Genomic DNA, 23,255 nt, shown 5'->3' on the forward strand with positions numbered 1-23,255 from the left:
GATGTCCAGCTGGGACGAGGTCGGCCGGATCGCGCTCGGGTTGCCGGAGGTCGCCGAAGGCCAGGCGCACGAGGGCTCACCGGCGTACGACGTCTCCGGCAAACAGTTCGCCCGGCTTCGCTGGGAGGACGACGGCCGCGAGATCCTGCAGTTCTGGACCGGCGACGACCGGAACGCCTTGATCCAGAGCAATCCGGACGCCTATTTCATCGTCAGGGCCTTCCCGTCCGCCATCTTCGCCTACCTGGGTGCGCTCGGCGTCGATGAGTTGCGCGAGATCGTCACCGACTCCTGGCAGGTGCGTGCACCCAAGCGGCTGGTCAAGGCGCACCCTGAGGTCAGCTGAGGCCCAGCATCTCCACGGACTTCTCGCGCATCTCGACCTTGCGGACCTTGCCGGTCACCGTCATCGGGAAGTCGTCGACGAGCAGGACGTACCGCGGGATCTTGAAGTGCGCGAGTTTGCCGTTGGCGAAGGCACGAACCCCGGCCGCGTCGAGCGGATCGGCGCCGGGCTTGAGCTTGATCCAGGCGCACAGTTCCTCGCCGTACTTCTCGTCCGGTACGCCGATCACCTGGACGTCGGCGATGTCGGGATGGGTGTAGAGGAACTCCTCGATCTCCCGCGGGTACACGTTCTCGCCGCCGCGGATCACCATGTCCTTGATCCGGCCGACGATGTTCACGTACCCGTCCTCGCGCATCGTCGCCAGGTCGCCGGTGTGCATCCAGCGCGCCTGATCGATCGCCTCGGCAGTCTTCTCCGGCTCATCCCAGTAACCGAGCATCACGGAGTACCCGCGGGTGCACAGCTCACCCGGCTCACCTCGGTCGACGACCAGCCCGGTCGCAGGGTCGACGAGCTTCACCTCGACGTGCGGCATCACCCGGCCGACGGTCGACGTACGCCGGTCCAGATCGTCGTCGCGACGGGTCTGCGTCGACACCGGCGACGTCTCGGTCATGCCGTAGCAGATCGCGACCTCGGCCATGTGCATGTCGGCGACGCAGCGCTTCATCACCTCGATCGGGCACGGCGATCCCGCCATCACGCCGGTCCGCAGGCTGCTCAGGTCGTAGTCGGCGAAGTCCGGCAGCCCGAGCTCGGCGATGAACATCGTCGGTACGCCGTACAGCGCGGTGCATCGCTCGTCCTGCACGGCCTTCAGCGTCGCCGCCGGGTCGAAGGCCGGGCCGGGGATGACCATGCACGCGCCGTGGGTGGTGCAGCCGAGGTTCGCCATCACCATGCCGAAGCAGTGATAGAAGGGCACCGGGATGCAGAGCCGGTCCTCGGCGGTGAACGCGATCGTCTCGGTGACGAAGAAGCCGTTGTTCAGGATGTTGTGGTGGCTGAGGGTCGCGCCCTTCGGGAAACCCGTGGTCCCGCTGGTGTACTGGATGTTGATCGGGTCGTCGAAGGCCAACTCCGCTTCGCGTTCGTGCAGCTCGTCCACGGTGACGCGACCGGCGGCGTCCCGGAGTTCGTCCCAGTCGCCGGTGCCGATGTAGACGGTCTCCTCGAGCGACTTGCACTCCGGCCGCACCTGGTCGACCATCGCGCGGTAGTCGCTGGTCTTGAACTCGGTCGCCGAGATCAGCAACCGTACGCCGGACTGGTTCAGCGCGTAGGACAGCTCGTGCGTCCGGTACGCCGGGTTGATGTTCACCAGGATCGCGCCGATCATCGCGGTCGCGTACTGCGTGATCGTCCACTCCGCGCAGTTCGGGGCCCAGATGCCGACCCGGTCACCCTTCGCGATGCCGCGACTGAGCAGGCCGCGCGCGACCACGTCGACCTCGGCGCCCAGTTCGGCGTACGTCCAGCGTCGTCCGGTCTGGACCTCGACCAGTGCGTCGCGGTCGCCGTACTCGCCGACCGTGCGTCTCAGGTTGGCGCCGATCGTCTCGCCCAGCAAGGGAACCTCGGACACTCCGGATGCGTACGACGGCAGGCTCATGACTGTCATCGTCGCCCTAGTCAGATGCCCCTGCAACTGCACGTGCGGCAGGAAACAGGGGGTGGACGGCAAGCAATGTCCTTACCAACTCTCCGTCATCACGGTCGCACAGCGTGGTTGCCCGGTTACATTGGTGCTGAGAGGTGTGAGGCGATGGGCCGAACCGTTGAAGGTCACGCCCGCAGCGACCGGCCACCTGGGCGTACCGCCGAGGCGGCTCAACGTACCGTTGCGGTGGAGGAACGCGTCCGGATGCTCAGCGGGATCCTGTCCGACGCCCTCGCGATCGATGTCCACGGCACCGACCTGCAGACCCTGAAGCGGGCACCCCGGCGAGCGCCACCGAGCGCGTCGCCGAGCGATCTCGAGCCCCATCCCGGGCCGGTCTGGGACGCGTTCGTACCGCACCCGCCGGGCCGTTTTCGTTGGTGGGGAGCCGAACGCCGGTACAACCGCCGGCTGGCATGCGCCGAGGATCGCTTCGCCGAGGCGATCGAACGGCACTGGGCGTCCGAGGAGAGCCGCCGGGAGCGGGTGGCGCGCGCACTGCGGGACCAGCTCGAGCAGCAGCGCCGGCTCGACGAGGCGACCGCCGAACAACATGCCCGGATCGACGCGTACCAACGGGCAGTGCAGAACCGGGACCGGGCGGCGGTCAGCCGGTACTTCCAGAAGGCGCTGGAGCGGGTGGCGGAGCCACTCGACTTTCGCCGCCGTCGACGGGTTGGCTACGTGCCCGAGTCGACGTTGCTCGCGGTCGAGTGGGATCTGCCGGACGTGAGCGTCGTACCTGCTGAGGCGTCGTACCGGTATGACCGTTCGCTCGACGCTGTGCTGGCGGTGCCGCGGCCGGAGAAGGAACTGCGGTTGCTGTACCAGCAACTCGTTGCACAGTTGGCGTTGCGGGCGTTGCACCTGATCTTCGGGAGTGACCGGTACGGCGTGGTGGACACGGTGGTGTTCAACGGGATGGTCGAATCCGTGGACCTGCCGACAGGGCAGATGGTGCGGCCGTGCCTGATCACGTTGCGGGCGACGCGGGAGCAGTTCAAGGCGCTGGTGCTGGACCAGTTGGATCCGGTCGCGTGTGTGCGGCACTACTTCTCCGCGGAGGTGTCGCGGCATCCGGAGGAGCTGCAGCCGGTCGAGCCCGTGCTGGAGTTCGACCTGGCCGATCCGCGGACGATCGAGGCGGTCGACGTGATCAGCGAGATCGACAGCCGGCCGAACCTGCTGGAGCTGAGCCCGGAGTCGTTCGAGCACCTGGTGCAGAACCTGCTCACCCGGATGGGCCTGGACACCAGGCTGTTCCGCCGCGGCACCGACGGCGGGATCGACTGCGTCGCCTACGATCCCCGCCCGATCACCGGCGGGAAGTTCGTCGTCCAGGCCAAGCTCTGGACCCGCACCGTCCCACCGTCGGCCGTCCGCGACCTCTTCGGCACCGTCCTCGACGCCGGCGCCACCAAAGGCATCCTCATCACCACCAGCGGCTTCGGCCCCACCAGCTACCAGTTCGCCACCGGCAAACCCCTCCAACTCATCGACGGCACCGCCCTCCTCTCCCTCTGCCACCACCACCACATCCCCGCCCGAATCATCGGCCGCGCCAGTTAGCTATGTTCTGAAAAGTGGGCATGTGGCTGATATAGTGGGCGATTGGAGGTGGTCGGCGTGCAGTTTCCCGAGCCGGTGTCGACCGTGATTCCCGGCGTGCACGGCCGGGTCCTCGGCGTGCTCGCGCGGACCGATCAGCCACTGACCGGACGCGCGGTGGCCGGGCTCCTGCGAGCGCCCGGAAGTCCCAGCGGCGTACAGAAGGTGCTCGACGACCTGGTCAGGAACGGTGTCGTGACCGCACAGCCGGCCGGTCGTGCTCGGCTGTACACGCTGAACCGGGATCACGTTGCCTACCAGGCGATTGACCACCTCGCGCGACTCCGGGAGCTTCTGCTCGAACGCATCAGAGCAGAAGCAGAGTCGTGGCAGCTGCACGCCAAGGCAGTCTGGCTGTTCGGCTCGACAGCTCGCGGACAAGGCGGCACCGACAGCGACCTCGACCTGCTGATCGTTCGACCGGATGACATCGACGAGTCGGATCCCCGCTGGGTCGAGCAGCTCGCAACCCTGGCCGAACACGCGAGCCAGTGGTCCGGGAACTCGTGCGAGCTCGTCGAATACAGCGCCCAGGAGGTTCGTCAACTCATCGCAAGTGACGAACGCCTGGTCACCGAACTACGCCGCGACGCCGTGCCGATCGCCGGCACCTCACCCCAACAAACCCTCACCCGAAAGGCCAGCTAATTGTCTGCACTCGATGAAGCCCGAGCACACCTGGCAAAGGCTCGCGAGTTCCTCGAGGCCGTCGAACTGACCAACGATCTTCAACTCTTCAACGCCGCGGCTTCGAACGCGGTCACCTCCGGGATCAACAAGGATGCGATCTGCCTTGCCTTGACCGGCAGGACCAAGAAGTCCGACAACCACGCGGAGGCAGTGTCCGAACTGAAGGGCGCTGGGCCCGTCGGCCGGGAGAGTAGTACGACGCTCTCCCGGCTGCTCAAGCTCAAGTCGAAGGCTCAGTATCAGGCGGCGGCTGTGTCTGCTGCCGATTCCGCGAAGAGCGTCGACTGGGCGGGCCGGCTACTGGCCGCCGCGCAATCCGTCGCACCCGACTAGCTCAGTGGGGATTCGTAGATTTGGAGTTCGGTGCCGCCGGGGGTTTCGCCGTCGTCGGGGGCGGTGAGGAGGCGGAGTTTGTTGTTGGTGGTTTCGAGGGCTACGGGGTTGCGGGTGGCGGAGTGGTTGGTGGTGGGTGAGAAGTAGGGGAAGGGGATCTCGTGGAGGATGCGGTTGGTGCGGAGGTCCAGGAGGGCCAGGCCGCCTAGGTCGTAGGTGGTGTTCGCCGGGCCGGGGAGGGTGGTGACGCCGCCGCAGAGTTGTTTGCCGCGGGCCACGTAGTCGCAGTCCTGGTAGTCGAGGATGTGGCTCTCGTTCGGTACGGCCTCCAGGCGGCGTCCGGTCGCGGTCCACTCGTAGAGCGTCCGGGAGCCCCAGCTGACCCCGTGGACCAGGCCCGTGGTGCGGTCACGGACGACGCCGCCGACGTGGTCGTTCGCCCGGAAGCGCTCGGTCACTCGGTAGGTCTTCGGGTCGACGGTGTAGATGATCGCCCGCGAGTCCGGGCGGTACTCCGCCGCCGGCACCCACAGGTTCTGCCCGTCGTAGTCGATGCCGCCCGGGTGGTACGCCGTACCTTCGCCGAGGTGGATGTCCTCCTTCAGGTTGCCCTGCCGGTCGATCACGAACAGGTGCCCGATCCCCTTGCCCGGGCTGCGGTCGTACCCGTCCACCGGCTCCGGGTACTTCACCGGCGCCTCCAGCACCTCCACGCTGGTCATGAAGATCAGATCACCCACCAGTGCGAACCCCTGCGGGTGGTACGTCGGGAACTTCAACGGCACTCGCGCCACCTGGGTCCACGCAGTACTGCGCGTGGTCGCCTCGAAGGCCCGGGCGACGCCGGAGTCCTTCCCGGACGCGTCGGCGGTGGTCAGTCCGGTGAGCAGGACACCGGCGAGAGCTGTAGAGATGAGGATCCGGCTGCGCATCAGAGTCTCCTTGGGCGTGAAGTCGATGGTGCAGTGTGCCGCGGCCGGATGACGGCGCGGCCGACACCAGATGATCAGACCCCGATGACCGAGGGAAGTGTCAGACTGCAGCAATGGACGCTGGGGTGCGGGTTGTCGGGTCGGGGCAGGCTGGTGCGGCGCCGGATGTACTGCGGGTGTCGTTCAGCGTGGAGCTTGTGGCTCCCGACGTGGCGGCCACGGTGTCGCAGGTGGCACAGCGGACGGATGCGGTCACCGCGGCACTGCGCGGCCAGGGCGTCGAGGCGGACGACATCTCGACAACCACCGTGAACGTCTACCAGGAGTACAAGGGTCAGGACGCGGTCGCGGGGTACCGCGGTTCGCACGTGTTGACGGTGACGACGAAGGACCTGACCGGGTTCGGCCGGCTGCTCAACGCCGCGGTGGATGCTGCCGGCAACAGCCTCGGACTGCAGGGACTCCAGTTCGACATCGAGGACAAGACCGAACTGCTCACCCGTGCCCGCGAGCTCGCCTTCCGGCAGGCCCGGGACAAGGCGCAGGAACTCGCCGCCCTGGCCGGCTACTCCCTCGGCTCGGTCACGTCGATCTCCGAGACCAACCGCCACTTCCCGATGGCGGAAGGCATGGCGCCGAGCGGCGGCGCGGCGAAGTTCGACGCGGCCCTCAACATCACGCCCGGCGAGCACACCGTTCAGGTCTCCCTCGAAGTCCACTTCTCCTGGGCCTGAGCAGGTGCTCGAGCTGTAACTCCTGTCTCACAGCGTGTTCGAACTGTCTCAAAGCGAGATCAGGGGTATGCGCTGTCGGTGCTGTCATGGAAACTTCTTCCATGTACGCACCGGCACCGCTGCGGCGGCAGTTGAACCGGTCCGGGCTGCTCCTGCTCGGACCGGCGTTCGTTGCGGCGGTCGCCTATGTCGATCCCGGGAACTTCGCGACCAACATCGCGGCCGGCGCGACGTACGGCTATCTGCTCTGCTGGGTCGTGGTCGGGGCGAACCTGATGGCTGTGCTCGTGCAGTATCTGGCGGCGAAGGCGAGTATCGCGACCGGCCGGACGCTGCCGCAGTTGTGCCGTGACCACTTCAAGCGGTCCACGTCGACCGGGTTGTGGTTCCAGGCCGAACTGGTGGCGATCGCGACCGACCTGGCCGAGGTGGTCGGCGGCGCGATCGCGCTGAACCTGCTCTTCGGGATCCCCTTGCTGCTCGGTGGTGCCATCACCGGCGCGGTGTCGTTCGGGCTGCTGGTCTATCAGTCGAAGCGCGGGCAGCGGCCATTCGAGGCCGCCATCATCGGACTTCTCGCCGTGGTTCTGGTCGGATTCGTCGTCTCCACCGTCCAGTCCGAGCCGTCCGCGGCCGGAGTGGTGGGCGGACTGGTGCCGCGGCTCGACGGGACCCAGTCCCTCGTCCTGGCGGCCGGCATGCTCGGCGCGACCGTGATGCCACACGCGATCTGGCTGCACGGCGCACTGGTCACCGACCGGCATTGGAAGACGATCCGGTCAGCCGCCGGCAAGTCCCGCGTACTGCGGGCCACCCGGATCGACGTGGCCGTCGCGATGGCGCTGGCCGGCGCGGTCAACCTCGCCATGGTCGTCGTGGCCGCCGCCGCGCTGAGCGGCACCGGCGCCGACTCACTGGACGCCGCCCACGCCGCCATCGGCGACCGTCTGGGCCAGCTGCCCGCGCTGTTGTTCGCGCTCGCCCTGCTGGCCAGCGGATTCGCGTCCTCTTCGGTCGGCACCTACGCCGGCTCGGTCATCCTCGACGGTTTCTGGCAGCGCCACGTCCCGCTGGCGGTCCGCCGCCTGATCACCCTGATCCCGGCCCTGCTCATCCTTGCGATCGGCATCGACCCGAGCCGCGCGCTGGTCGTGTCCCAGGTCGTGCTCAGTTTCGGCATCCCCTGCGCCCTGTGGCCGCTGGTCCGTTTGACCGCCTCCCGGCGCGTCATGGGTGACTTCACCAACCGGTGGGCGACTACCCTCCTGGCATGCCTGGTCGCCACCGCTGTCTCCGTCCTCAACGTCGTACTGGTCGTGCTCACCGTCCGGGGATGACATGACGGCGGTGTATGCCGTCAGCGACATCCACGGTCATCCGGAGAAGCTGACGGCATCGCTGCAGGAGGCCGGGCTGACGGATGCCGACGGCAACTGGTCCGGCCAGGACGCGCGGCTGTGGTTCCTCGGCGACTTCTTCGACCGCGGCCCGGACGGGATCGGCGTACTGCGCTATGTCCGTGGGCTGATCGAGCAGGCGCCGGACGGGGCGATCCGGATGCTGCTCGGCAACCACGAGATCCTCGCGCTCGGGATGCACAAGTTCGGCGACGAGTTCGTACCGCACGAAGGGATCACCACCCGCAGCTTCGAGCGGTCGTGGACGCTGAACGGTGGACGGGACCGCGACCAGGAACTGCTCACCGAGGACGACGTCGCCTGGCTGCTCGAGCAGCCGATGCTCGCGTTGGACGCCGGGCACCTGCTGATGCACTCCGACACCGCGGAGTACGTCGAGTGGGGCGACAGCATCGACCAGATCAACGAAGCGGCCCGGGCCGAGCTGCACACCGACGACATCGTGGTGTGGTGGGAGATCTGGCGCCGAATGACGTCGCGGTACGCGTTCCGCGGCGCGAGCGGTGGCGAGGTGGCGACCATCCTGCTGCAGCATCTCGGCGGCCACCGCATCGTCCACGGTCACAGCATCGTGGCCGACCAACTCGGCATCGATCCGGCCAACCTGACCGGCCCCAACCTGTACGCCGACGGCCTCGTCCTCGGCATCGACGGCGGCGCCTTCGACGGCGGCCCCTTGTTACTGGTCGAACTCGAACAGCTCTCCGCGGAGTGACGCGACCACGTCATCCACGACCTGAGGACCTACTTGTCAGCGGTGAGCGTGCCGCCGACGGCCCAGCTCTCCGGTGGGGTCTCCTGGATCCAGACCTGGACACTCTCGGCCGGCACGCCGAGGCTGTCGACGAAGGCGTCGGTGATGCGCTCGACCAGCGCGCGCTTGAGCTCGACGGTCCGGGGGCCTTGCTGAACGGTGACGACGGGCATCGGATTGTCCTTTCCTGGTTCGGCTGTTGGTCCTATTCCAGTCGTCCCGGCGGGCCGGAGCCAGACGCAGATCCGATGCCCAGCTATCACTCGAACTGATCGGACGCTGCCCGGCAGGCCTCCAGCAGTACGGCGAGGTCGCCGCTCACCGTAGACCCGGCCGGAATGGCCAGGCACGTGGTCAGAGCAAGCCGCGGGCTGGGCCGACGGAACGCCACCCGCCCCTCGCGGAGGACTTGTGCGTGCGACTCGTAGATGACGGTCCAGCTGGGCGGGCCGGCACCGATCGACGCGTGCGTGTCCTGCAGATTGCTCGACCGCGGACCGAGTACCGGTTCGAATCCCTCGGCGCTGCAGGCCGACATCACCAGATCGACGAGCGGCGGATTGTCCCGTCGTGAGGTGATCCGCAGCGGCAGCGTGCGCAGTTCCTTCAGCGGGACCTCGCCATCCGGTGCGACGGCGGCGGGCAGCGCGATCAGCAACGCGTCCTCCCAGACCGGGATGAACTCCAGACCGGCCACCTCGTCCTGGCCCCGCACGAACGCAGCGTCCAGCTGCCCGCCCCGAACCCGGTCCAGTCGCGCGCGGGTCGACGTACTGACGAGGTCGACCTGCAGGCCACGCCCGCTGAGCTGAGAGACGACGGTCGTCAGCCGCTCCCCCAGTCCGGTGCTGGTGCCGAGGCGGAGACGGCGGCCGGTGGTTCCGGTGGCGGCGGCACGGGCATGGTCGACCGAGACCAGGACGGCCCGGGCAGCGGGCAGGAAGCGCTGGCCGGCTTCGGTGAGCCGGATCGCGCGCGCCGAGCGGTCGAACAGCAGCACGCCCAACTCCCGCTCCAGCCGGGCGATCTGCTGGCTGACCCCGGGCTGGCCGATGCCGAGTTGCTCTGCGGCCCGGCCGAAGTTGAGTACCTCGGCGACGGTCACGAAGTACTGGATCTGGCGCAGCTCCACACCACGATCATCGCCGATCGCGGGAATGCCGGCGGGGACGGGGTGGTTGTTGAAAAGTTGATGGTGAGGTCGACTCTCTGGGAGCTGAGATGGCGGAGAAGACAGTGAAGATTCCTGGTCCGGACCACCCGATCACGGTCGGGAAGAACCCGGATCGGGTCGTGGTCAGGCTCGGCGAGCAGATGATCGCGGACACCCGCGAGGCGCTGTCGCTGCAGGAGGCGAGCTATCCCGCGGTGCAGTACATCCCGCGCGAGGACGTCGACTTCGGGCTGCTGGAGCGCACCGACCACGCGACGTACTGCCCGTACAAGGGTGACGCGTCGTACTACAGCATTCTCCCCGCCGGGGCGGACGGGGTGAACGCGGTGTGGACCTACGAGCAGCCGTACGACGCGGTCGCGGACATCCGCGAGTACGTCGCTTTCTACCCGAACAAGGTCGCGATCGAGATCATCGCGGACTGATTCACCGGCTGAGGAAGTCCCGCAGCACCGGGGCGAGGAGCTCCGGCGGTACGACGTGGTCCTGGTCAGCGAGCTCGGTCAGCCGGGCCGCGGGCAGGATGCCGACGATCCGGTGGGCCGCGTCGACCATGAACGGCGGCGACGCGGTCCCGGCGACGACCAGGGTCGGTTGCATGATCTTGCGGAGTACGTGGACCGGCGTGCGGCCGCCGGGCGCGCCGTGGTCCATCACGGCGAAGTCGTAGGCGAGCGTCGGCGCGACCTCCGCCATGCCCGGGAAGGCCGCGGTCTCGACGGCGGCCTCCTTCGGCATGCCCGCCATCATCAGGAACAGCTCGACCGCCTCCCGCCCGTGACCCTCGCGGATCAGCTCCAGCACCCGTCCGCCGTCCTCGCTCGAGTCGACGTCGTCGGGCCCGTACGGCGGCTCGTGCAGCACGACCTTCGTGAACGGCAGTCCGGTGCTCGCCGCAACCGCGGCCAGCCCGGCTCCCGACGAGTGCCCGTAGACAGCCGCCGTACCGCCGACCGCCGTCAGCAGTGCCCCGAGGTCGTCCACCTCGCGCTGCACGGAGTACGGCGTACCGTCGCCGCTGTCGCCGCGGCCGCGCCGGTCGTAGGTCACCACGTCGAAGTCGGCGGCCAGCTCCACCGCCAACGGCTTGAGCGCGTTCCGGTCACAGAGCGCACCGCCGACCAGAATCACCCGCGGCCCACTCCCCATCCGCTCGTAGGCGATCGCCGTACCGTCCGCCGAGCTCACTTTCTGCATGCCACGTCCTCCCTCGATCATCACTGACATGCGGTACGTCGGAGCCGGTCCGCGCGGTTCGACATAATCCCTGGCGCTCGATCCGGCCTGGTGATTCACTGCGTCGCGATGATCACCAGAGTCGACGACTACCTCCACGCAGCCCCGCTGTCCGGTGCGATCCCGGAGCAGGCCGGGCCGTTCACCCTCTTCCGCAGTACGACGGCCTGGCCGTACTACGCCCGTCCGGTGCCGGGCTCGTCGACGGTCATCGAGCCGGCGGACATCGACGTACTGCGGGCGCGGTGTGCCGAGCTCGAGATCCCGCTGAGTCTCGAGTGGGTCGTGGAGACGTGTCCGTCGCTCGGTCCGGCGGCGGCTGCGGCCGGGCTGACCTTGGTCGAGCACCCACTGCTCGTGCTCGAACGCCACGAGTTCCGCCCGGTGTCCGCGGACGCCCGCTGCGAGATCCTGCCCGCGGACGACGCCGTACTGCGGCAGGCCGCTGCGGTGGCGTCGCTCGCGTTCCACGACCCGGGTACGGCGATCGGCGCGGGCGGACCTGCGGAACGGGATGCGGAAGCCGCTGCGGTACCGGACGACCGGCTCGCGGCGATGGTGGAGCGGGTCGCCAGCGGCATCACCGTGAGCGCCGGCGCCTTCACCGACGAGGGCATGGTGGCCAGCGGGCAGCACCAGGCGGTCGGCGCCACGACCGAGATCGTCGGTGTCGGCACGCTGCCGTCCATGCGTCGCCGTGGCCTGGCCGCGGCAGTCACGTCCACGCTGGCCGAGCACGCGTTCGCGAACGGTGTCGATCTGATCCTGCTGTCCGCCGCGAACAAGGCGGTCGCGGCGGTCTACGAACGCGTCGGCTTCCACCGCATCGGCAGCGCCGGGGCCGCGGAGTGACACGGTTCGTCGTGGGTAGGGCTGGGGCCGTACCGTTGTAGGGATGAGCACATCCGAGCGCAACCGCCCACGCACCCTCGCCGAGGCCCTGCGTACCTGGGACGACGCTGCGCTCGGTCTACTGCTCCAGCGTCGCCCGGATCTGGCGATGCCTATCCCCGCGGACACCGGCCAGCTCGCGGCGCGAGCCACGACGAACGCGTCCGCCGCGCGGGCGATCAACCGGCTCGACGAGTTCGGCGTCGATCTGCTGGAGTCGCTGTCGGCGCTGCCGGAGCCGGTGAACCTGGCCGCGCTGGCGACCGGAGTGGCGCAGCCCGTCGAGGTGGTCCGGCCTCGGGTGGACGAACTGCTGAAGCTCGCGTTGGTGTGGGGCACGGAGGACGACCTGCGTCCGATCCGCGCCGTCCACGAGCTGCTCGGTCCGACGCCGGCCGGGCTCGGACCGGTAACCACGAGGCACTTCGGCGATCTGGACCAGCTGATCGAGGACGCCGGGCCGGACGCGCGTGAGGTGCTCGCGAAGCTGACATGGGGTCCGCCGACCGGCTCGGTGGAGAAGGCTGAGCGTCCGGTGACGATCGCCTCCGCCCGTACGCCGGTTGAGCGGTTGCTGGCACGCGGTCTCGTCGTACCGAAGGATGCGAACACCGTCGTTCTGCCGCGGCAGATCGGACTGCACCTGCGGGGTGGGCGAGTGCTGGCGTCGACTCGGCCAACGCCGCCGCCGCTCGATGGCAAGACCGTTTCTGCGTCGATCGCGGACCGGGCGGCTGCTGGTGCGGCGCTCGACCTTGTCCGGCAGGTGGATCGGGCTCTGGAGCAGCTGGGGACCGAGCCACCGCCGGTGCTGCGGACCGGTGGCATCGGAGTGCGTGAGCTGCGCAGTCTGGCCGGGAAGATCGGTGCGGACGAGCAGACGACCGCTGCGGTGCTGGAGTTCGCGTACGCCGCCGGACTGGTTGCTGCGGCTGAGATCGGGACGAGTGAGTTCTGGCTGCCGACAAGCGCGTACGACGACTGGCTGGACCTGAACCTGGCACATCGGTGGGCTCAGCTGGTGTCGGCCTGGTTCACCGGGATGCGGGCGATCGGACTGATCGGCCGGCGTGACAGTGGTGGTGCGACGGCTGCTGCGCGCGAGCGGCTGATCAACGCGCTCGCACCGGATCTGGAGCGGTTGCTGGCGCCTGAGGTCCGGGTGCTGACACTGCAGGCGCTGTCGAAGGCCGACGCTGGTTCGGCGCCAGCCCCGGAGTCAGTGGTCACCTGGGTGGCGTGGCATCGGCCCCGACGTGGCGGGCAGTTCCGCGACGATCTGGTCGAGTGGACGATCACCGAGGCCGCTCTGCTGGGTCTGACCGGTCTTGGTGCATTGGCGCAGCATGCGCGGCCGCTGCTCGACGCGGAGCCGACGGTGGACGATCTGGCCGAGGCGATCAGCCCGCTGGTGCCGGAGCCGGTGTCCGAAGTGTTGCTGCAGGCCGATCTGACCGCGGTCGCGCCCGGTCCGCTGGTGCGGGTGGTGCAGGACGAGCTGTCCGCCATGGCTGACGTCGAGTCGCAGGGCGGTGCGGCCGTCTACCGGTTCAGCGAGGCGTCGGTACGGCGTGCGTTCGACCTCGGGCGGACCGCGGATCAGCTGCACAAGTGGCTGGCTGAGCACTCGCGTACACCGGTGCCTCAGCCGCTGACGTACCTGATCGACGACGTTGCCCGGCGGCACGGCGTACTCCGGCTTGGTACGGCGTCGACGTACCTGCGGTGTGATGATGAGGATGTGCTGACGCAGCTGCTCAGCTCCAACCTGCCGGGTATTCGGTTCCGGCGGCTGGCGCCGACGGTGGTGGTGTCGCCGTCACCGCCGGACATGGTGCTGAGCCGGCTGCGTGAGGCGGGGCTGGCGCCGCTCGCCGAGACGTTCGATGGGGTCATCCATGTGACCAGTGGTGGGACACGTCGGGGTGACACGCCACGGCGCCGTTCCAGCCGGGACTTCGCGGACAGCGCGGTCGACCTGACCGACGAGCAGGTCAAGGCGGTGATCGAGAAGGTCCGCGCCGGCGACCGCATCGCCGCTGAGCGCCCCGCCGACGAGGGTCTGATCGAGCCAATCGCCCCGGCCGAGACCATCGCCGTACTGACCAACGCGGCCGAGTCCCACACCCGCACCTGGATCTCGTACGTCGACCACAACGGCACCGCCTCCGAACGCATCGTCGAGCCGGTCCGAGTCGCCGACGGCTGGCTCACCGCCTACGAAGACACCACCGACCACCCCCGCACCTACGCCCTCCACCGCATCTCCACAGCCCGAGTCGTGGAGTGAGCTGGCCGCCGTCCTTTCATCTCTTCCTTCGGACGCATGTGCCGCGGTCAGTCGCCCACTTGCAGGACGAGGCACAATGGAAGGTCGGACACCGAATGGGAGATGCAGTGACAGACGGTCCTTTGATTGTGCAGTCCGACAAGACGCTTTTGCTGGAGACTGCGCATCCGGACGCCAACGACTGCCGGAAGGCCATTGCGCCGTTCTCCGAGTTGGAGCGCGCGCCGGAGCATGTGCACACCTATCGGCTGACGCCGCTGGGGTTGTGGAACGCTCGGGCGGCCGGGCACGACGCCGAGCAGGTAATCGACGTACTGCTGCGCTACAGCCGCTACCCCGTCCCGCACTCCCTGCTCGTGGACATCGCGGAAACGCTGGACCGGTACGGGCGGCTGCGGCTGGAGAAGCACCCGCAGCACGGACTGGTGCTGGTGACGACCGACCGGCCGGTTCTGGAGGAGGTGCTCCGCAGCGCCAAGGTCAAGCCGATGCTGGGCGATCGCATCGACGACGACACCGTCCTTGTGCACCCCTCGGAGCGCGGTCACCTCAAGCAGACACTGCTCAAGCTCGGCTGGCCGGCCGAGGACCTCGCCGGGTACGTCGACGGCGAGACGCACAAGATCGAGCTGGTGCGTGACGGCTGGGACGTGCGCCCGTACCAGCAGCAGGCGGTGGACTCGTTCTGGCACGGCGGCTCCGGTGTCGTCGTACTCCCCTGTGGCGCCGGCAAGACGATCGTCGGCGCGGCAGCGATGGCGCAGGCGTCCGCGACCACGCTGATCCTGGTCACCAACACGGTGTCCGCGCGGCAGTGGAAGGACGAGCTGATGCGCCGCACCAGCCTGACCGAGGACGAGATCGGCGAGTACTCCGGTGCCCGCAAGGAGATCCGCCCGGTCACCATCGCGACGTACCAGGTGATGACGACGCGCCGGAAGGGCGTGTACTCGCACCTGGAGCTGTTCGACGCGCGCGACTGGGGCCTGATCGTGTACGACGAGGTGCACCTGCTGCCGGCGCCGATCTTCCGGATGACCGCGGACCTGCAGACCCGGCGACGGATCGGCCTGACCGCGACCCTGGTCCGCGAGGACGGGCGCGAGGGTGACGTGTTCTCGCTGATCGGCCCGAAGCGGTACGACGCGCCGTGGAAGGACATCGAGGCGCAGGGCTGGATCGCACCGGCCGACTGTGTTGAGGTGCGAGTGGACCTGGAGCAGACCGAGCGGTTCGTGTACGCGACGGCTGAGCCGGAGGACCGCTACCGCTTGGCCGCGTCGACCCCGGCGAAGTCCCGGCTGGTACGGCGGATCGCCGACCACCACGCGGGTGAGCCGCTGCTGGTGATCGGGCAGTACATCGACCAGCTGGACGAGCTCGGCGAGCGGCTGGAATGCCCGGTGATCAAGGGCGAGACGACGGTCCGCGAACGGCAGCGGCTCTTCGACGCGTTCCGCAAGGGCGAGATCGACCGCCTGGTGGTCAGCAAGGTCGCCAACTTCTCCATCGACCTGCCCGAGGCCTCCGTCGCGATCCAGGTCTCCGGCACGTTCGGCTCCCGCCAGGAGGAGGCCCAGCGCCTGGGCCGGGTCCTCCGCCCCAAGGGCGACGGCCGCACCGCGCGCTTCTACTCCATCGTCGCCCGCGACACCGTGGACGCCGAATTCGCCGCCCACCGCCAGCGCTTCCTGGCCGAGCAAGGCTACGCGTACACGATCGTCGACGCCGAGAACCTCTTCGCCTGAGGGCCGTACAGCTCGACAGGTGGTGTGCTCGGGTGCGTCGATCGAGCAGGCTCGGCGAGGCGTCACCGGCTCATGCAGCGGGTGACACCTCCTGTCCGTGTGCACGGCCTCGCTGCGCCAACGCAGCACGGATCGTTGCGACGACCCAGGCCGGGTCTCCGATGATGTGCTCATAGGTGAGCCGGAGCACCAACCACCCGGCCGCCACCAGCTCGTCGTACCGATGGCAGTCAGCAGCGAAGTCCCGCCGGGACCCGTGGAACGCGAAGCCGTCCGCTTCCAGCGCCACCCGCGCCACGCGATGTCCCAGGTCGACCCTTGCCCGGAACAACCCGTTGGTCACCGGTACCTGCGGCTCGAAGCCGTCGATGCCCTCGGTGATGAGGAGCGCCCGGAGCATGGACTCCAGAATGCTGCCGGACAAGCCAGTCGCCGCGAGGGCTGTTCGGCGAGCGTTCGGGGATCCTGGCCCGCGCATCGCGATGGCGGCGGCGAGGAGCTCTTCGCGATTCAGATACCCGGTAGCGAGCGCCGCGTCAGCGACGGCCAGCGCTTCGCCGAACGGCAGAACTCGGGCGCAGTCGACCACCGTCCGCAGTAACGAGGTGCTCCGGTTCCGTCGCTCGTCCGCGTCGACCGCCGCCCAATGCAGAACGGCCGGCGGCCCCGGACGCGGATGACGGTTGGGCGGAAGGGTGACATGCGGCTTTTCCGGCACCACCAGGAGCGGAAGCTGCCATGTTCTCGCGGCACTCAGATGCGAGCGCACACCGTCGTACGCGAGCGCTGCCGCCAGATCCGCCGGCAGCTCCGGCAGGGCGTACATCCCCAACGCGATTCGCCGCACCTCTCCACGCTCGAGCGCTGCCGCGACAGCTCGTCGAGACGTCAGTGCCGACAACTCGGCGAAGGTAGCCCACCCACCGAGACGGGCAAGGACTTCAGCGGGCGATTCCACCCTGGGATGGTGCCTGAAATCGGTCGGATCGTGACGTGGGTTGTCCACAGCGGGCATCTCGACAGGAGGTGTCACCGCCGAGCGAGCCGATGCACGCTCGGCCGACCCGCGACAGGCCCCTGAGCAGCCGAGACGTCCTGTCGAGCTGTACGGCCCTATTCGCCTAGACGGGTGTGGATTCCGTTGAAGTGGCTTTTCATGGAGCGGGCGAAGGCGTCCGAGTTGCCGGACTCCAGGGCGAGCAGGAGGTCTCGGTGCCAGGCGGCGGCGTCCGCAGGGGTGTAGCGGGCGCCGGGTAGGCGGGCGTCGACCTGGGCGAAGGTTCGCCAGAAGACGGACAGCAGGTCGATCACGAGCGCGTTGCCCAGGGGTTCGTAGAGGGCCTGGTGGAAGGCCCAGTCCTCGTCCGGGAAGTACTCGCCGGACCGGGCCTTCGCCTCCATGCGTTCGACGATCGGCTCCAGCGCGTCGTACCCGTGCGACTTGAAGTACGCGACCACGTCGTCCGCCATGCCGACCTCGATGGCCTGGCGGACCTCCAGCACGTTCTGTACGTCGCGCAGGTCGCCGGCCATCGACTGCGACATCCGGAACGCGAGCCCGTCCTCCAGCGACTGCAGTGACACCTCGCCGACGTACGTCCCGTAGCCGTGCCGGATCTCGATGATCCCGACCGCCTGCAGTGCCTTCATGGCCTCGCGCAACGGGTGCCGGCCGACACCGAGCTGAGCCATCAGCTCCTGCTCGTTGGGTAGCGGGTCACCCGCCTTGAGCCCGCGTTCCAGGATGTACGACTTCATCTGGTCGCGAATGAAGGACTGATTCCCCGCCGCACCGCGTGCCCGGCTGAGCCCACCCGTTGTCACTGCCGGCCTCCTCGTCTAGGACCGCTCAGTGTAATCCGGCACGATCAAGTAGAGGGCGGATCGCGGCGATCTCCTCGTCGTTCAGGGGGATCGAGGGGAAGGCGGTCAGCGGGCAGTCGATGACGCCGAGCAGGTATAGCCCGGCCTTGAAGGCGCCCAACGCTGCCGAGCTCGCGCCCATCCGCGAACGGTCCGCCACGGTGATGATCTCGAACAACCGGAACAGCCGATCCTGCTCCGCCCGTGCCGTCGCGGTATCGCCCGCCGACGCCGCGTCGAACAACCGCACGTACCCGGACGGATCCACATTCCCCAGCCCTGGTACGACGCCATCGACGCCGAACGCCAACGCGGAGTCGACCGTCAGCTCCGCCCCGGTCATGATCGCGAACCCGGTCAGCCCAGCGCCCCGCCGGTCCAGCACCAACTGCCGCAGGCTGGTCTCCTGACCACTGGAATCCTTCACTCCCGCGATGATCCCGCGCTCTCCCAGCGAGATCATCAACGACGCGGGCAGCTTCGTCCCGACCCGCGGCGGGATGTCGTACGCATACATCGGCACGTCCCCCGCGATCGACGCCAGCCGCGTGAAGTGCTGCTCGATCTCGGCCGGATGCGTCGCCGCATAGAACGGCGCCGTCGCGACAACGGCATCGACGCCGGCTTTCAACGCCGCAGACAGATGCGCACCGGCACGGGCTGTCGACGTGTCGATGACACCGGCCAGCACCGGCACCTGCCCGGCCACTTCCGCGACGGTGGTCTCCAGCACCACCTGGCGCTGTTCGTCGGTCAGGAACGTTCCTTCGCCGGAGGTGCCGAGCACGAACACCCCGTCCACACCCCCGGTGAGCTGGTACTGGATCAACCGGGCCAGCGAGGCCGTGTCGACGTCGTACTCGGGGGTGAACGGCGTGACGAGCGGCGGTACGACGCCGGTCAACTGGGCGGAGTCGGTCAAGGGGTCTCCCAACGTCAAAGGGCGAATGTGGCGAAGCGCAGGGTCGCGAACGACGAGGTCTCACCGGCTTCGTAGAAAATCCCGACCGCGCCATCAGGCAGCAGGACCAGATCGGAGTACCCGGCCATGCCCGGGTGCACGACCAGCGCGGGGCGCCACGACTGACCGGAGTCCGCACTGACGAAGACGGTCAGCTCCCGGCGACTCGACGGGTTCACCGGCGTCGACATCAGCAGCCGGCCGTCGGGCAACGTGAGGACGCTGCCCTGGATCCCCGGCGCCGTGACTTCAGGGATCCCGGCGTACGGCGCATCGAGCGTCGTACCGCCGTCGGACGACCACGCGTGGACGCGCGCCGGGCCGGTGCCCTGGTGGTTGCGCGCGTTGAAGTACAACCGGCCGTCAGGCAGTTCGGCGACGGCCGTCTCGTTCGCGTTGATCTCCGGGCCATCGTTGCGATCGACGAATCCGACCGACCATGTGTGCCCGCCGTCGTCACTGACGATGCAGTGCCCGCCGTTCAGCCGGATCAGATCATCGACAGGTTCCGCAGGCACGAAGGAGTGATTGGCCGGTACGACGAGTCGCCCGCTGGTCAGCGCGATCGCGTGACACGGACCGGTCGCGTACCAGCCCCAGTCGGACGGCTTGACCTGCGCGGTGATCTCCTCGGCCCGACTCCAGGTCGCGCCGTCGTCCGCAGACCGTTGCACGAACACTCGCCGGCCGGACTCCGGATCGGTGCCGCGGGCAAGCGACAGCTCGACCGCGTCAGCGCCGTTCTGCACCGTGACCAGCACGATGTCGCCGCTGGCCGGGTCGATCACCGGGGCCGGGTTGCCGCACGTCTTGCCGGCTACCGCCGACACGACCTGCAGCGGCAGCCAGGTCCGCCCGCCATCGAGCGAGCGGCGCAGTACGACCTCGATCTCGCCCGCGTCGCCGGACCCGTGCAGCCGGCCCTCGCAGAAGGCGAGAACCACCTCGCCCCGTGCCAGGACCGACGGGATCCGGAACGTGTGGTAGCCGCTGCCCGCCGGGTCGAAGACGACCGTAGGAGCGATTTCCAGCGCGCCGACTCTTGAAGACATAGGACGTACTATGTCATGGTGTGGCCCTCCGATGGAAGTGAGGCCTCATGCCAGTCAGCAGAAGAAGATTCCTCGGCGGTGGTCTGGCCGCCGCCGCTGTCGCGGTCACCGGTACGCCGCTGCTGGCGGGGTGCGCGTCGGACAAGAAGGGCACCGCGGCCGCCAACCTGGCGGTGAAGCTGCCGACCTACACCAGGTACGGCGAGATCAAGCCGGACCTGCCCGGCACCGACGTCGTCCTGGACGGCTTCCTGAAGTACCCGGCCAACCCGATCAAGGCGATCAGCGAGGCGCCGGGTGACGGCAAGCCGATCACGTTCCTGACCAACATCCCGGGCGCGATCCCGCCGTCGGTGGACAAGAACCAGTTCTGGCAGAAGCTGAACGAACGGCTCGGGTCCGAACTGCAGATCAGCATGGCGTCCAACGACGAGTACAAGGACAAGTTCGCGACCCGGATCGCCGGCGGGGACCTGCCCGACATCATCAACATCCCGGTCGACACCGTGCAGATCCCAGGCCTGGTGAAGGCCAAGTGCATGGATCTGACCGAACAGTTGTCCGGGGATGCGGTCAGCAAGTACCCGTTCCTGGCCAACATCCCGACGGAGTACTGGAAGGGTTGCGTCTTCAACGGCGCCATCTACGGCGTCCCGGTGCCGCGCGGCATGTCGCGGACCTCACTGCCGCTGTACCGCGCGGACCTGCTCGCCGCCAAGGGGATCAAGGATCCGGCGCCGAAGACCTTCCAGGAGTTCTTCGACCTGGCCAAGGAGCTGACCGCGGCCAAGCAGAACAAGTGGGCCTGGACCCGGGTGCCACTGTCGACGATCCGGCAGATGCTCTCGATCCCGAACGTCTGGAAGGAGGACGGCGGCAAGTTCACCTCGATGTACGAGCACGAGGCACAACTCGACGCGCTCGAGGCCGGCCGCAAGATGGTCGCCGCCGGCGTGGTCAACCCGGACGCGTTCAACGACAAGGCCAGCGCCCGCAAGCAGTGGTTCAACGGCGGCATCGCCGCGTTCGACTACGACAGCTTCGTCGCCTGGAACCAGTACTACTCCGACAACACCGCCGGGCCGGCGTTCTCGGTGAACATGCTCGACGTCCCCGGCTTCGACGGCGGCGCGGGAGCGCCCTGGATGGGTGCGGCACTGAACAACGTCACGTCGTTCAGCAAGAACAGCAAGCACTCGGCCGACACCCTGCTGAAGATCGCGAACTGGATGGCCGCGCCGTTCGGCACCGAGGAGTACCTGTTCCGCAAGTACGGCATCGCCGGCCGGCACTACACCTTGCAGGGCACAGACCCGGTGCCGACGAAGGTCGGCGTGGTCGAGACCGGCATCGGCGTGCAGTACATCAGCGACTCCGCCCTGGCGCTGTACTGGGCCGGCAAGCCCGACGTTCCGCAGAACCAGCACACGATCCAGACGAAGGTCGCGCCGCGGCTCACGTACGACGCGTCGTACGGGCTGTACTCCGACACCCAGTCGAAGAAGCAGACGCAGCTCTCGAAGACGATGCTCGACCTGGAGAACCAGATCGTGCAGGGCAAGAAGCCGGTGTCGGACTGGACGGCGGCGGTCCAGACCTGGCGGTCCTCCGGCGGCGACACGATGCGCACCGAACTCGAGCAGGCCCACACCGAGGCGGCAGGCAAGTAGATGCTCCAGCGCTCCGCACCGCGATCGCAACAGCTCAGCTTGGGGCGCCGTCTGCTCCGGGACCGGGTGCTGTTGCTGTTCGCGCTGCCCGGGATCGGGCTGATCATCGCGTTCCACTACGTGCCGCTGCTCGGCAACGTGATCGCGTTCAAGGACTACCAGCCGTTCCTCGGCATCGGTGGCAGCGACTGGTCCGGCTGGGCGAACTTCGCGGTGATCTTCAACGGCGACCCGGCCTTCCTGCGGGCGCTGAAGAACACGCTGATCCTGACCTGCCTGCAGTCGGTCTTCGTCTTCCCGGCACCGATCCTGCTCGCGCTGCTGCTCAACTCGCTGTTCTCCGAGCGGATCAAGCGGATCGCGCAGAGCATTCTCTATCTGCCGCACTTCATGTCCTGGGTGATCGTGGTCGCGCTGTTCCAGCAGATGCTCGGTGGCAGCGGGTTACTGAACAACTACCTGCGCTCACACGATCTGGGCACGCTCGACATCATCGGGAACTCGGAGTTGTTCCACGTCCTGCTGACCTCGCAGATCATCTGGAAGGACACCGGCTGGGCGACGATCCTGTTCCTGGCCGCGCTGTCCCAGATCGACTCGCAGCTGTACGAGGCGGCCAGCGTGGACGGCGCGAGCCGGATGAAACAGATGTGGCACGTCACGCTGCCGGGGCTGCGCGGGATCATCATCCTGCTGTTCATCCTGCGGCTCGGTGACTCGCTGACGGTGGGCTTCGAGCAGATCATCCTGCAGCAGCAAGCGGTCGGCCGGGACGTCAGTGAGGTGCTCGACACCTACGTCTACAACAACGGCGTACTCGGAGGTGCTTGGGGCGTGGCGGCCGCGGTCGGGCTGGTCAAGGGCCTGGTCGGCGTCGCCCTGGTGCTGGCCGCGAACAAGGTGGCCCACATCTTCGGGGAGCAGGGGGTGTACAGCCGATGACGCAGACGATTGTTGCGCGAAGCCGCGCGCCCCGGAAGATCGTGCAGGGCGTGCCGATGGCGTCCTGGCCGATGCGGGTGTTCAAGGGCCTGGTCCTGCTGGTGTTCTGCGCGGTGGTGATCATCCCGTTCGTCGGGGTGATCTCGACCAGCGTCGCGCCGAACAAACAGATCAACGAGTCCGGTGGTCTGGTGCTGTTCCCCGACTCGGTCAACTTCGGCGCCTACGAGTCGCTGTTCGCCGGTGGCGTGGTGACCCAGGCGCTGTTCATCAGCATCTTCGTCACCGTGGTCGGCACGCTGCTCAGCCTGACCGTGTCGTGTCTGCTCGCCTACGCGTTGTCCCGGCCGGGGTTCGCGGCCGGGCGGCCGATCCTGCTGGTGGTCCTGTTCAGCATGCTCTTCTCCCCCGGCATCATCCCGACGTACCTCGTGGTCAAAGGCGCCGGACTACTGGACAGCATCTGGGCGCTGATCGTGCCGACGATGGTGAGCGCGTTCAACGTGATCGTGCTGCGTGCGTTCTTCATGAACCTGCCGAACGAGATCACCGAGAGCGCCCGGATCGACGGCGCGGGTGAACTGAAGACGTTCGTCCACATCGTGCTGCCGCTGTCCAAGGCGGTGCTGTCGGTGATCGGGCTGTTCTACGCGGTGGCGTACTGGAACGCGTTCTTCTCCGCACTGCTGTACCTGAACGACAGCAAGCTGTGGCCGTTGCAACTGGTGCTGCGGACGTACGTCATCAACGACACCCAACTGGGTAGTGCGGAACTCGGCACCGAACTGCTCCCACCGCAGGCGTCGATCCAGATGGCGATCCTGGTCGTCTCGATCGTGCCGATCCTGATCATCTACCCGTTCCTGCAGCGGCACTTCGCCAAGGGCGTGCTCACTGGCGCCGTGAAGGGATGATCGCAATGGCGTGACGGGTGCGTCACGAACGGTCGC

23 protein-coding genes are annotated in these 23,255 nt (G+C 68.0%); 14 read left to right on the forward strand and 9 right to left on the reverse strand.

The genetic code is table 11. The features are described from left to right. Position 1: 1 nt before the first annotated feature. Positions 2 to 346 (forward strand): MmcQ/YjbR family DNA-binding protein, encoded by a 345-nt coding sequence (locus tag E0H75_RS39435; RefSeq protein WP_131518845.1) that lies wholly within the window; start codon positions 2 to 4, stop codon positions 344 to 346. On the opposite strand, the gene E0H75_RS39440 is transcribed toward E0H75_RS39435, so the two are convergent. Then, complete coding sequence (locus E0H75_RS39440; protein ID WP_272948975.1) at positions 339 to 1,961, reverse strand: AMP-binding protein; 1,623 nt, start codon at positions 1,959 to 1,961, stop codon at positions 339 to 341. The two genes, E0H75_RS39435 and E0H75_RS39440, sit on opposite strands and share 8 nt — an antisense overlap. Positions 1,962 to 2,114: 153 nt before the next feature. On the opposite strand from E0H75_RS39440, the gene E0H75_RS39445 reads away from it, so the two are divergent. The 3 genes from E0H75_RS39445 to E0H75_RS39455 are packed head-to-tail and all read left to right on the forward strand — an operon-like array spanning position 2,115 to position 4,640. Beyond that, positions 2,115 to 3,578, forward strand: coding sequence for a restriction endonuclease (locus E0H75_RS39445; protein WP_131518847.1), 1,464 nt, complete (start codon positions 2,115 to 2,117; stop codon positions 3,576 to 3,578). A gap of 57 nt (positions 3,579 to 3,635) precedes the next feature. Further along, positions 3,636 to 4,265 (forward strand): nucleotidyltransferase family protein, encoded by a 630-nt coding sequence (locus E0H75_RS39450; protein ID WP_165554383.1) that lies wholly within the window; start codon positions 3,636 to 3,638, stop codon positions 4,263 to 4,265. Next, on the forward strand, positions 4,266 to 4,640 hold the full coding sequence (locus E0H75_RS39455; protein ID WP_131518849.1) for a DNA-binding protein: 375 nt from the start codon (positions 4,266 to 4,268) through the stop codon (positions 4,638 to 4,640). On the opposite strand, the gene E0H75_RS43380 is transcribed toward E0H75_RS39455, so the two are convergent. Continuing rightward, positions 4,637 to 5,572, reverse strand: a complete 936-nt coding sequence (locus E0H75_RS43380) for a DUF6454 family protein (protein WP_165554381.1) — start codon at positions 5,570 to 5,572, stop codon at positions 4,637 to 4,639. The two genes, E0H75_RS39455 and E0H75_RS43380, sit on opposite strands and share 4 nt — an antisense overlap. 113 nt (positions 5,573 to 5,685) lie before the next feature. Here E0H75_RS43380 and E0H75_RS39460 point away from each other — a divergent pair, with 113 nt between their 5' ends. From E0H75_RS39460 to E0H75_RS39470, 3 genes are all read left to right on the forward strand, one after another. Next, complete coding sequence (locus E0H75_RS39460; RefSeq protein ID WP_131518850.1) at positions 5,686 to 6,306, forward strand: SIMPL domain-containing protein; 621 nt, start codon at positions 5,686 to 5,688, stop codon at positions 6,304 to 6,306. 101 nt (positions 6,307 to 6,407) lie between these two features. After that, positions 6,408 to 7,643: an Nramp family divalent metal transporter gene (locus tag E0H75_RS39465; RefSeq protein WP_131518980.1), complete on the forward strand. Its 1,236-nt coding sequence runs from the start codon at positions 6,408 to 6,410 to the stop codon at positions 7,641 to 7,643. Between the two features lies 1 nt (position 7,644). Next, on the forward strand, positions 7,645 to 8,439 hold the full coding sequence (locus tag E0H75_RS39470) for a metallophosphoesterase family protein (RefSeq protein WP_131518851.1): 795 nt from the start codon (positions 7,645 to 7,647) through the stop codon (positions 8,437 to 8,439). Between the two features lie 29 nt (positions 8,440 to 8,468). On the opposite strand, the gene dmpI is transcribed toward E0H75_RS39470, so the two are convergent. Both dmpI and E0H75_RS39480 read right to left on the reverse strand, forming a co-directional pair. Continuing rightward, complete coding sequence (dmpI, locus tag E0H75_RS39475) at positions 8,469 to 8,651, reverse strand: 4-oxalocrotonate tautomerase DmpI (protein WP_131518852.1); 183 nt, start codon at positions 8,649 to 8,651, stop codon at positions 8,469 to 8,471. 86 nt (positions 8,652 to 8,737) lie between these two features. Then, the gene (locus E0H75_RS39480) at positions 8,738 to 9,610 is read right to left on the reverse strand and encodes a LysR family transcriptional regulator (protein ID WP_131518853.1); all 873 of its coding nucleotides are present in this window, start codon (positions 9,608 to 9,610) and stop codon (positions 8,738 to 8,740) included. A gap of 89 nt (positions 9,611 to 9,699) precedes the next feature. Between E0H75_RS39480 and E0H75_RS39485 the strand changes: the two genes are divergently transcribed. Further along, positions 9,700 to 10,077, forward strand: a complete 378-nt coding sequence (locus E0H75_RS39485; RefSeq protein WP_131518854.1) for a DUF427 domain-containing protein — start codon at positions 9,700 to 9,702, stop codon at positions 10,075 to 10,077. 1 nt (position 10,078) lies between these two features. Here E0H75_RS39485 and E0H75_RS39490 read toward each other — a convergent pair whose 3' ends face one another. After that, positions 10,079 to 10,849: an alpha/beta fold hydrolase gene (locus tag E0H75_RS39490; protein ID WP_131518855.1), complete on the reverse strand. Its 771-nt coding sequence runs from the start codon at positions 10,847 to 10,849 to the stop codon at positions 10,079 to 10,081. A 108-nt stretch (positions 10,850 to 10,957) separates the two neighbouring features. Between E0H75_RS39490 and E0H75_RS39495 the strand changes: the two genes are divergently transcribed. The 3 genes from E0H75_RS39495 (at position 10,958) to E0H75_RS39505 (ending at position 15,817) form a co-directional block, all read left to right on the forward strand. Then, the gene (locus E0H75_RS39495; protein WP_131518856.1) at positions 10,958 to 11,740 is read left to right on the forward strand and encodes a GNAT family N-acetyltransferase; all 783 of its coding nucleotides are present in this window, start codon (positions 10,958 to 10,960) and stop codon (positions 11,738 to 11,740) included. Positions 11,741 to 11,783: 43 nt separating this feature from the next. Further along, positions 11,784 to 14,069: a helicase-associated domain-containing protein gene (locus E0H75_RS39500; protein ID WP_131518857.1), complete on the forward strand. Its 2,286-nt coding sequence runs from the start codon at positions 11,784 to 11,786 to the stop codon at positions 14,067 to 14,069. A gap of 95 nt (positions 14,070 to 14,164) precedes the next feature. Then, entirely contained in the window at positions 14,165 to 15,817 is a 1,653-nt protein-coding gene (locus E0H75_RS39505; protein WP_337589528.1) for a DNA repair helicase XPB, read from the forward strand. A 70-nt stretch (positions 15,818 to 15,887) separates the two neighbouring features. Here the strand turns inward: E0H75_RS39505 and E0H75_RS39510 are convergent, their stop codons facing one another. The 4 genes from E0H75_RS39510 to E0H75_RS39525 form a co-directional block, all read right to left on the reverse strand. Next, positions 15,888 to 16,775, reverse strand: coding sequence for a DUF559 domain-containing protein (locus tag E0H75_RS39510; protein ID WP_131518859.1), 888 nt, complete (start codon positions 16,773 to 16,775; stop codon positions 15,888 to 15,890). 155 nt (positions 16,776 to 16,930) lie between these two features. After that, positions 16,931 to 17,641, reverse strand: coding sequence for a FadR/GntR family transcriptional regulator (locus E0H75_RS39515; RefSeq protein WP_131518860.1), 711 nt, complete (start codon positions 17,639 to 17,641; stop codon positions 16,931 to 16,933). 25 nt (positions 17,642 to 17,666) lie between these two features. Further along, on the reverse strand, positions 17,667 to 18,602 hold the full coding sequence (locus E0H75_RS39520; RefSeq protein WP_131518861.1) for a dihydrodipicolinate synthase family protein: 936 nt from the start codon (positions 18,600 to 18,602) through the stop codon (positions 17,667 to 17,669). A 14-nt stretch (positions 18,603 to 18,616) separates the two neighbouring features. Beyond that, positions 18,617 to 19,693 carry a sialidase family protein gene (locus tag E0H75_RS39525; protein WP_131518862.1) on the reverse strand — a complete coding sequence of 359 codons (1,077 nt, stop codon included), beginning with the start codon at positions 19,691 to 19,693 and terminating at the stop codon, positions 18,617 to 18,619. Between the two features lie 47 nt (positions 19,694 to 19,740). On the opposite strand from E0H75_RS39525, the gene E0H75_RS39530 reads away from it, so the two are divergent. Genes E0H75_RS39530 through E0H75_RS39540 form a run of 3 tightly spaced genes read left to right on the forward strand, consistent with a single transcriptional unit; the run spans position 19,741 to position 23,219 of the window. Then, positions 19,741 to 21,363: an extracellular solute-binding protein gene (locus E0H75_RS39530; RefSeq protein ID WP_131518863.1), complete on the forward strand. Its 1,623-nt coding sequence runs from the start codon at positions 19,741 to 19,743 to the stop codon at positions 21,361 to 21,363. A gap of 39 nt (positions 21,364 to 21,402) precedes the next feature. Then, positions 21,403 to 22,305 (forward strand): ABC transporter permease, encoded by a 903-nt coding sequence (locus tag E0H75_RS39535; protein WP_238163543.1) that lies wholly within the window; start codon positions 21,403 to 21,405, stop codon positions 22,303 to 22,305. Next, positions 22,302 to 23,219, forward strand: coding sequence for a carbohydrate ABC transporter permease (locus E0H75_RS39540; protein ID WP_131518865.1), 918 nt, complete (start codon positions 22,302 to 22,304; stop codon positions 23,217 to 23,219). Before E0H75_RS39535 ends, E0H75_RS39540 begins: the two co-directional genes overlap by 4 nt. The last annotated feature ends 36 nt before the right edge of the window (positions 23,220 to 23,255 follow it).

Source organism: Kribbella capetownensis (assembly GCF_004331485.1).
In the GTDB taxonomy this organism is placed as follows: domain Bacteria; phylum Actinomycetota; class Actinomycetes; order Propionibacteriales; family Kribbellaceae; genus Kribbella; species Kribbella capetownensis.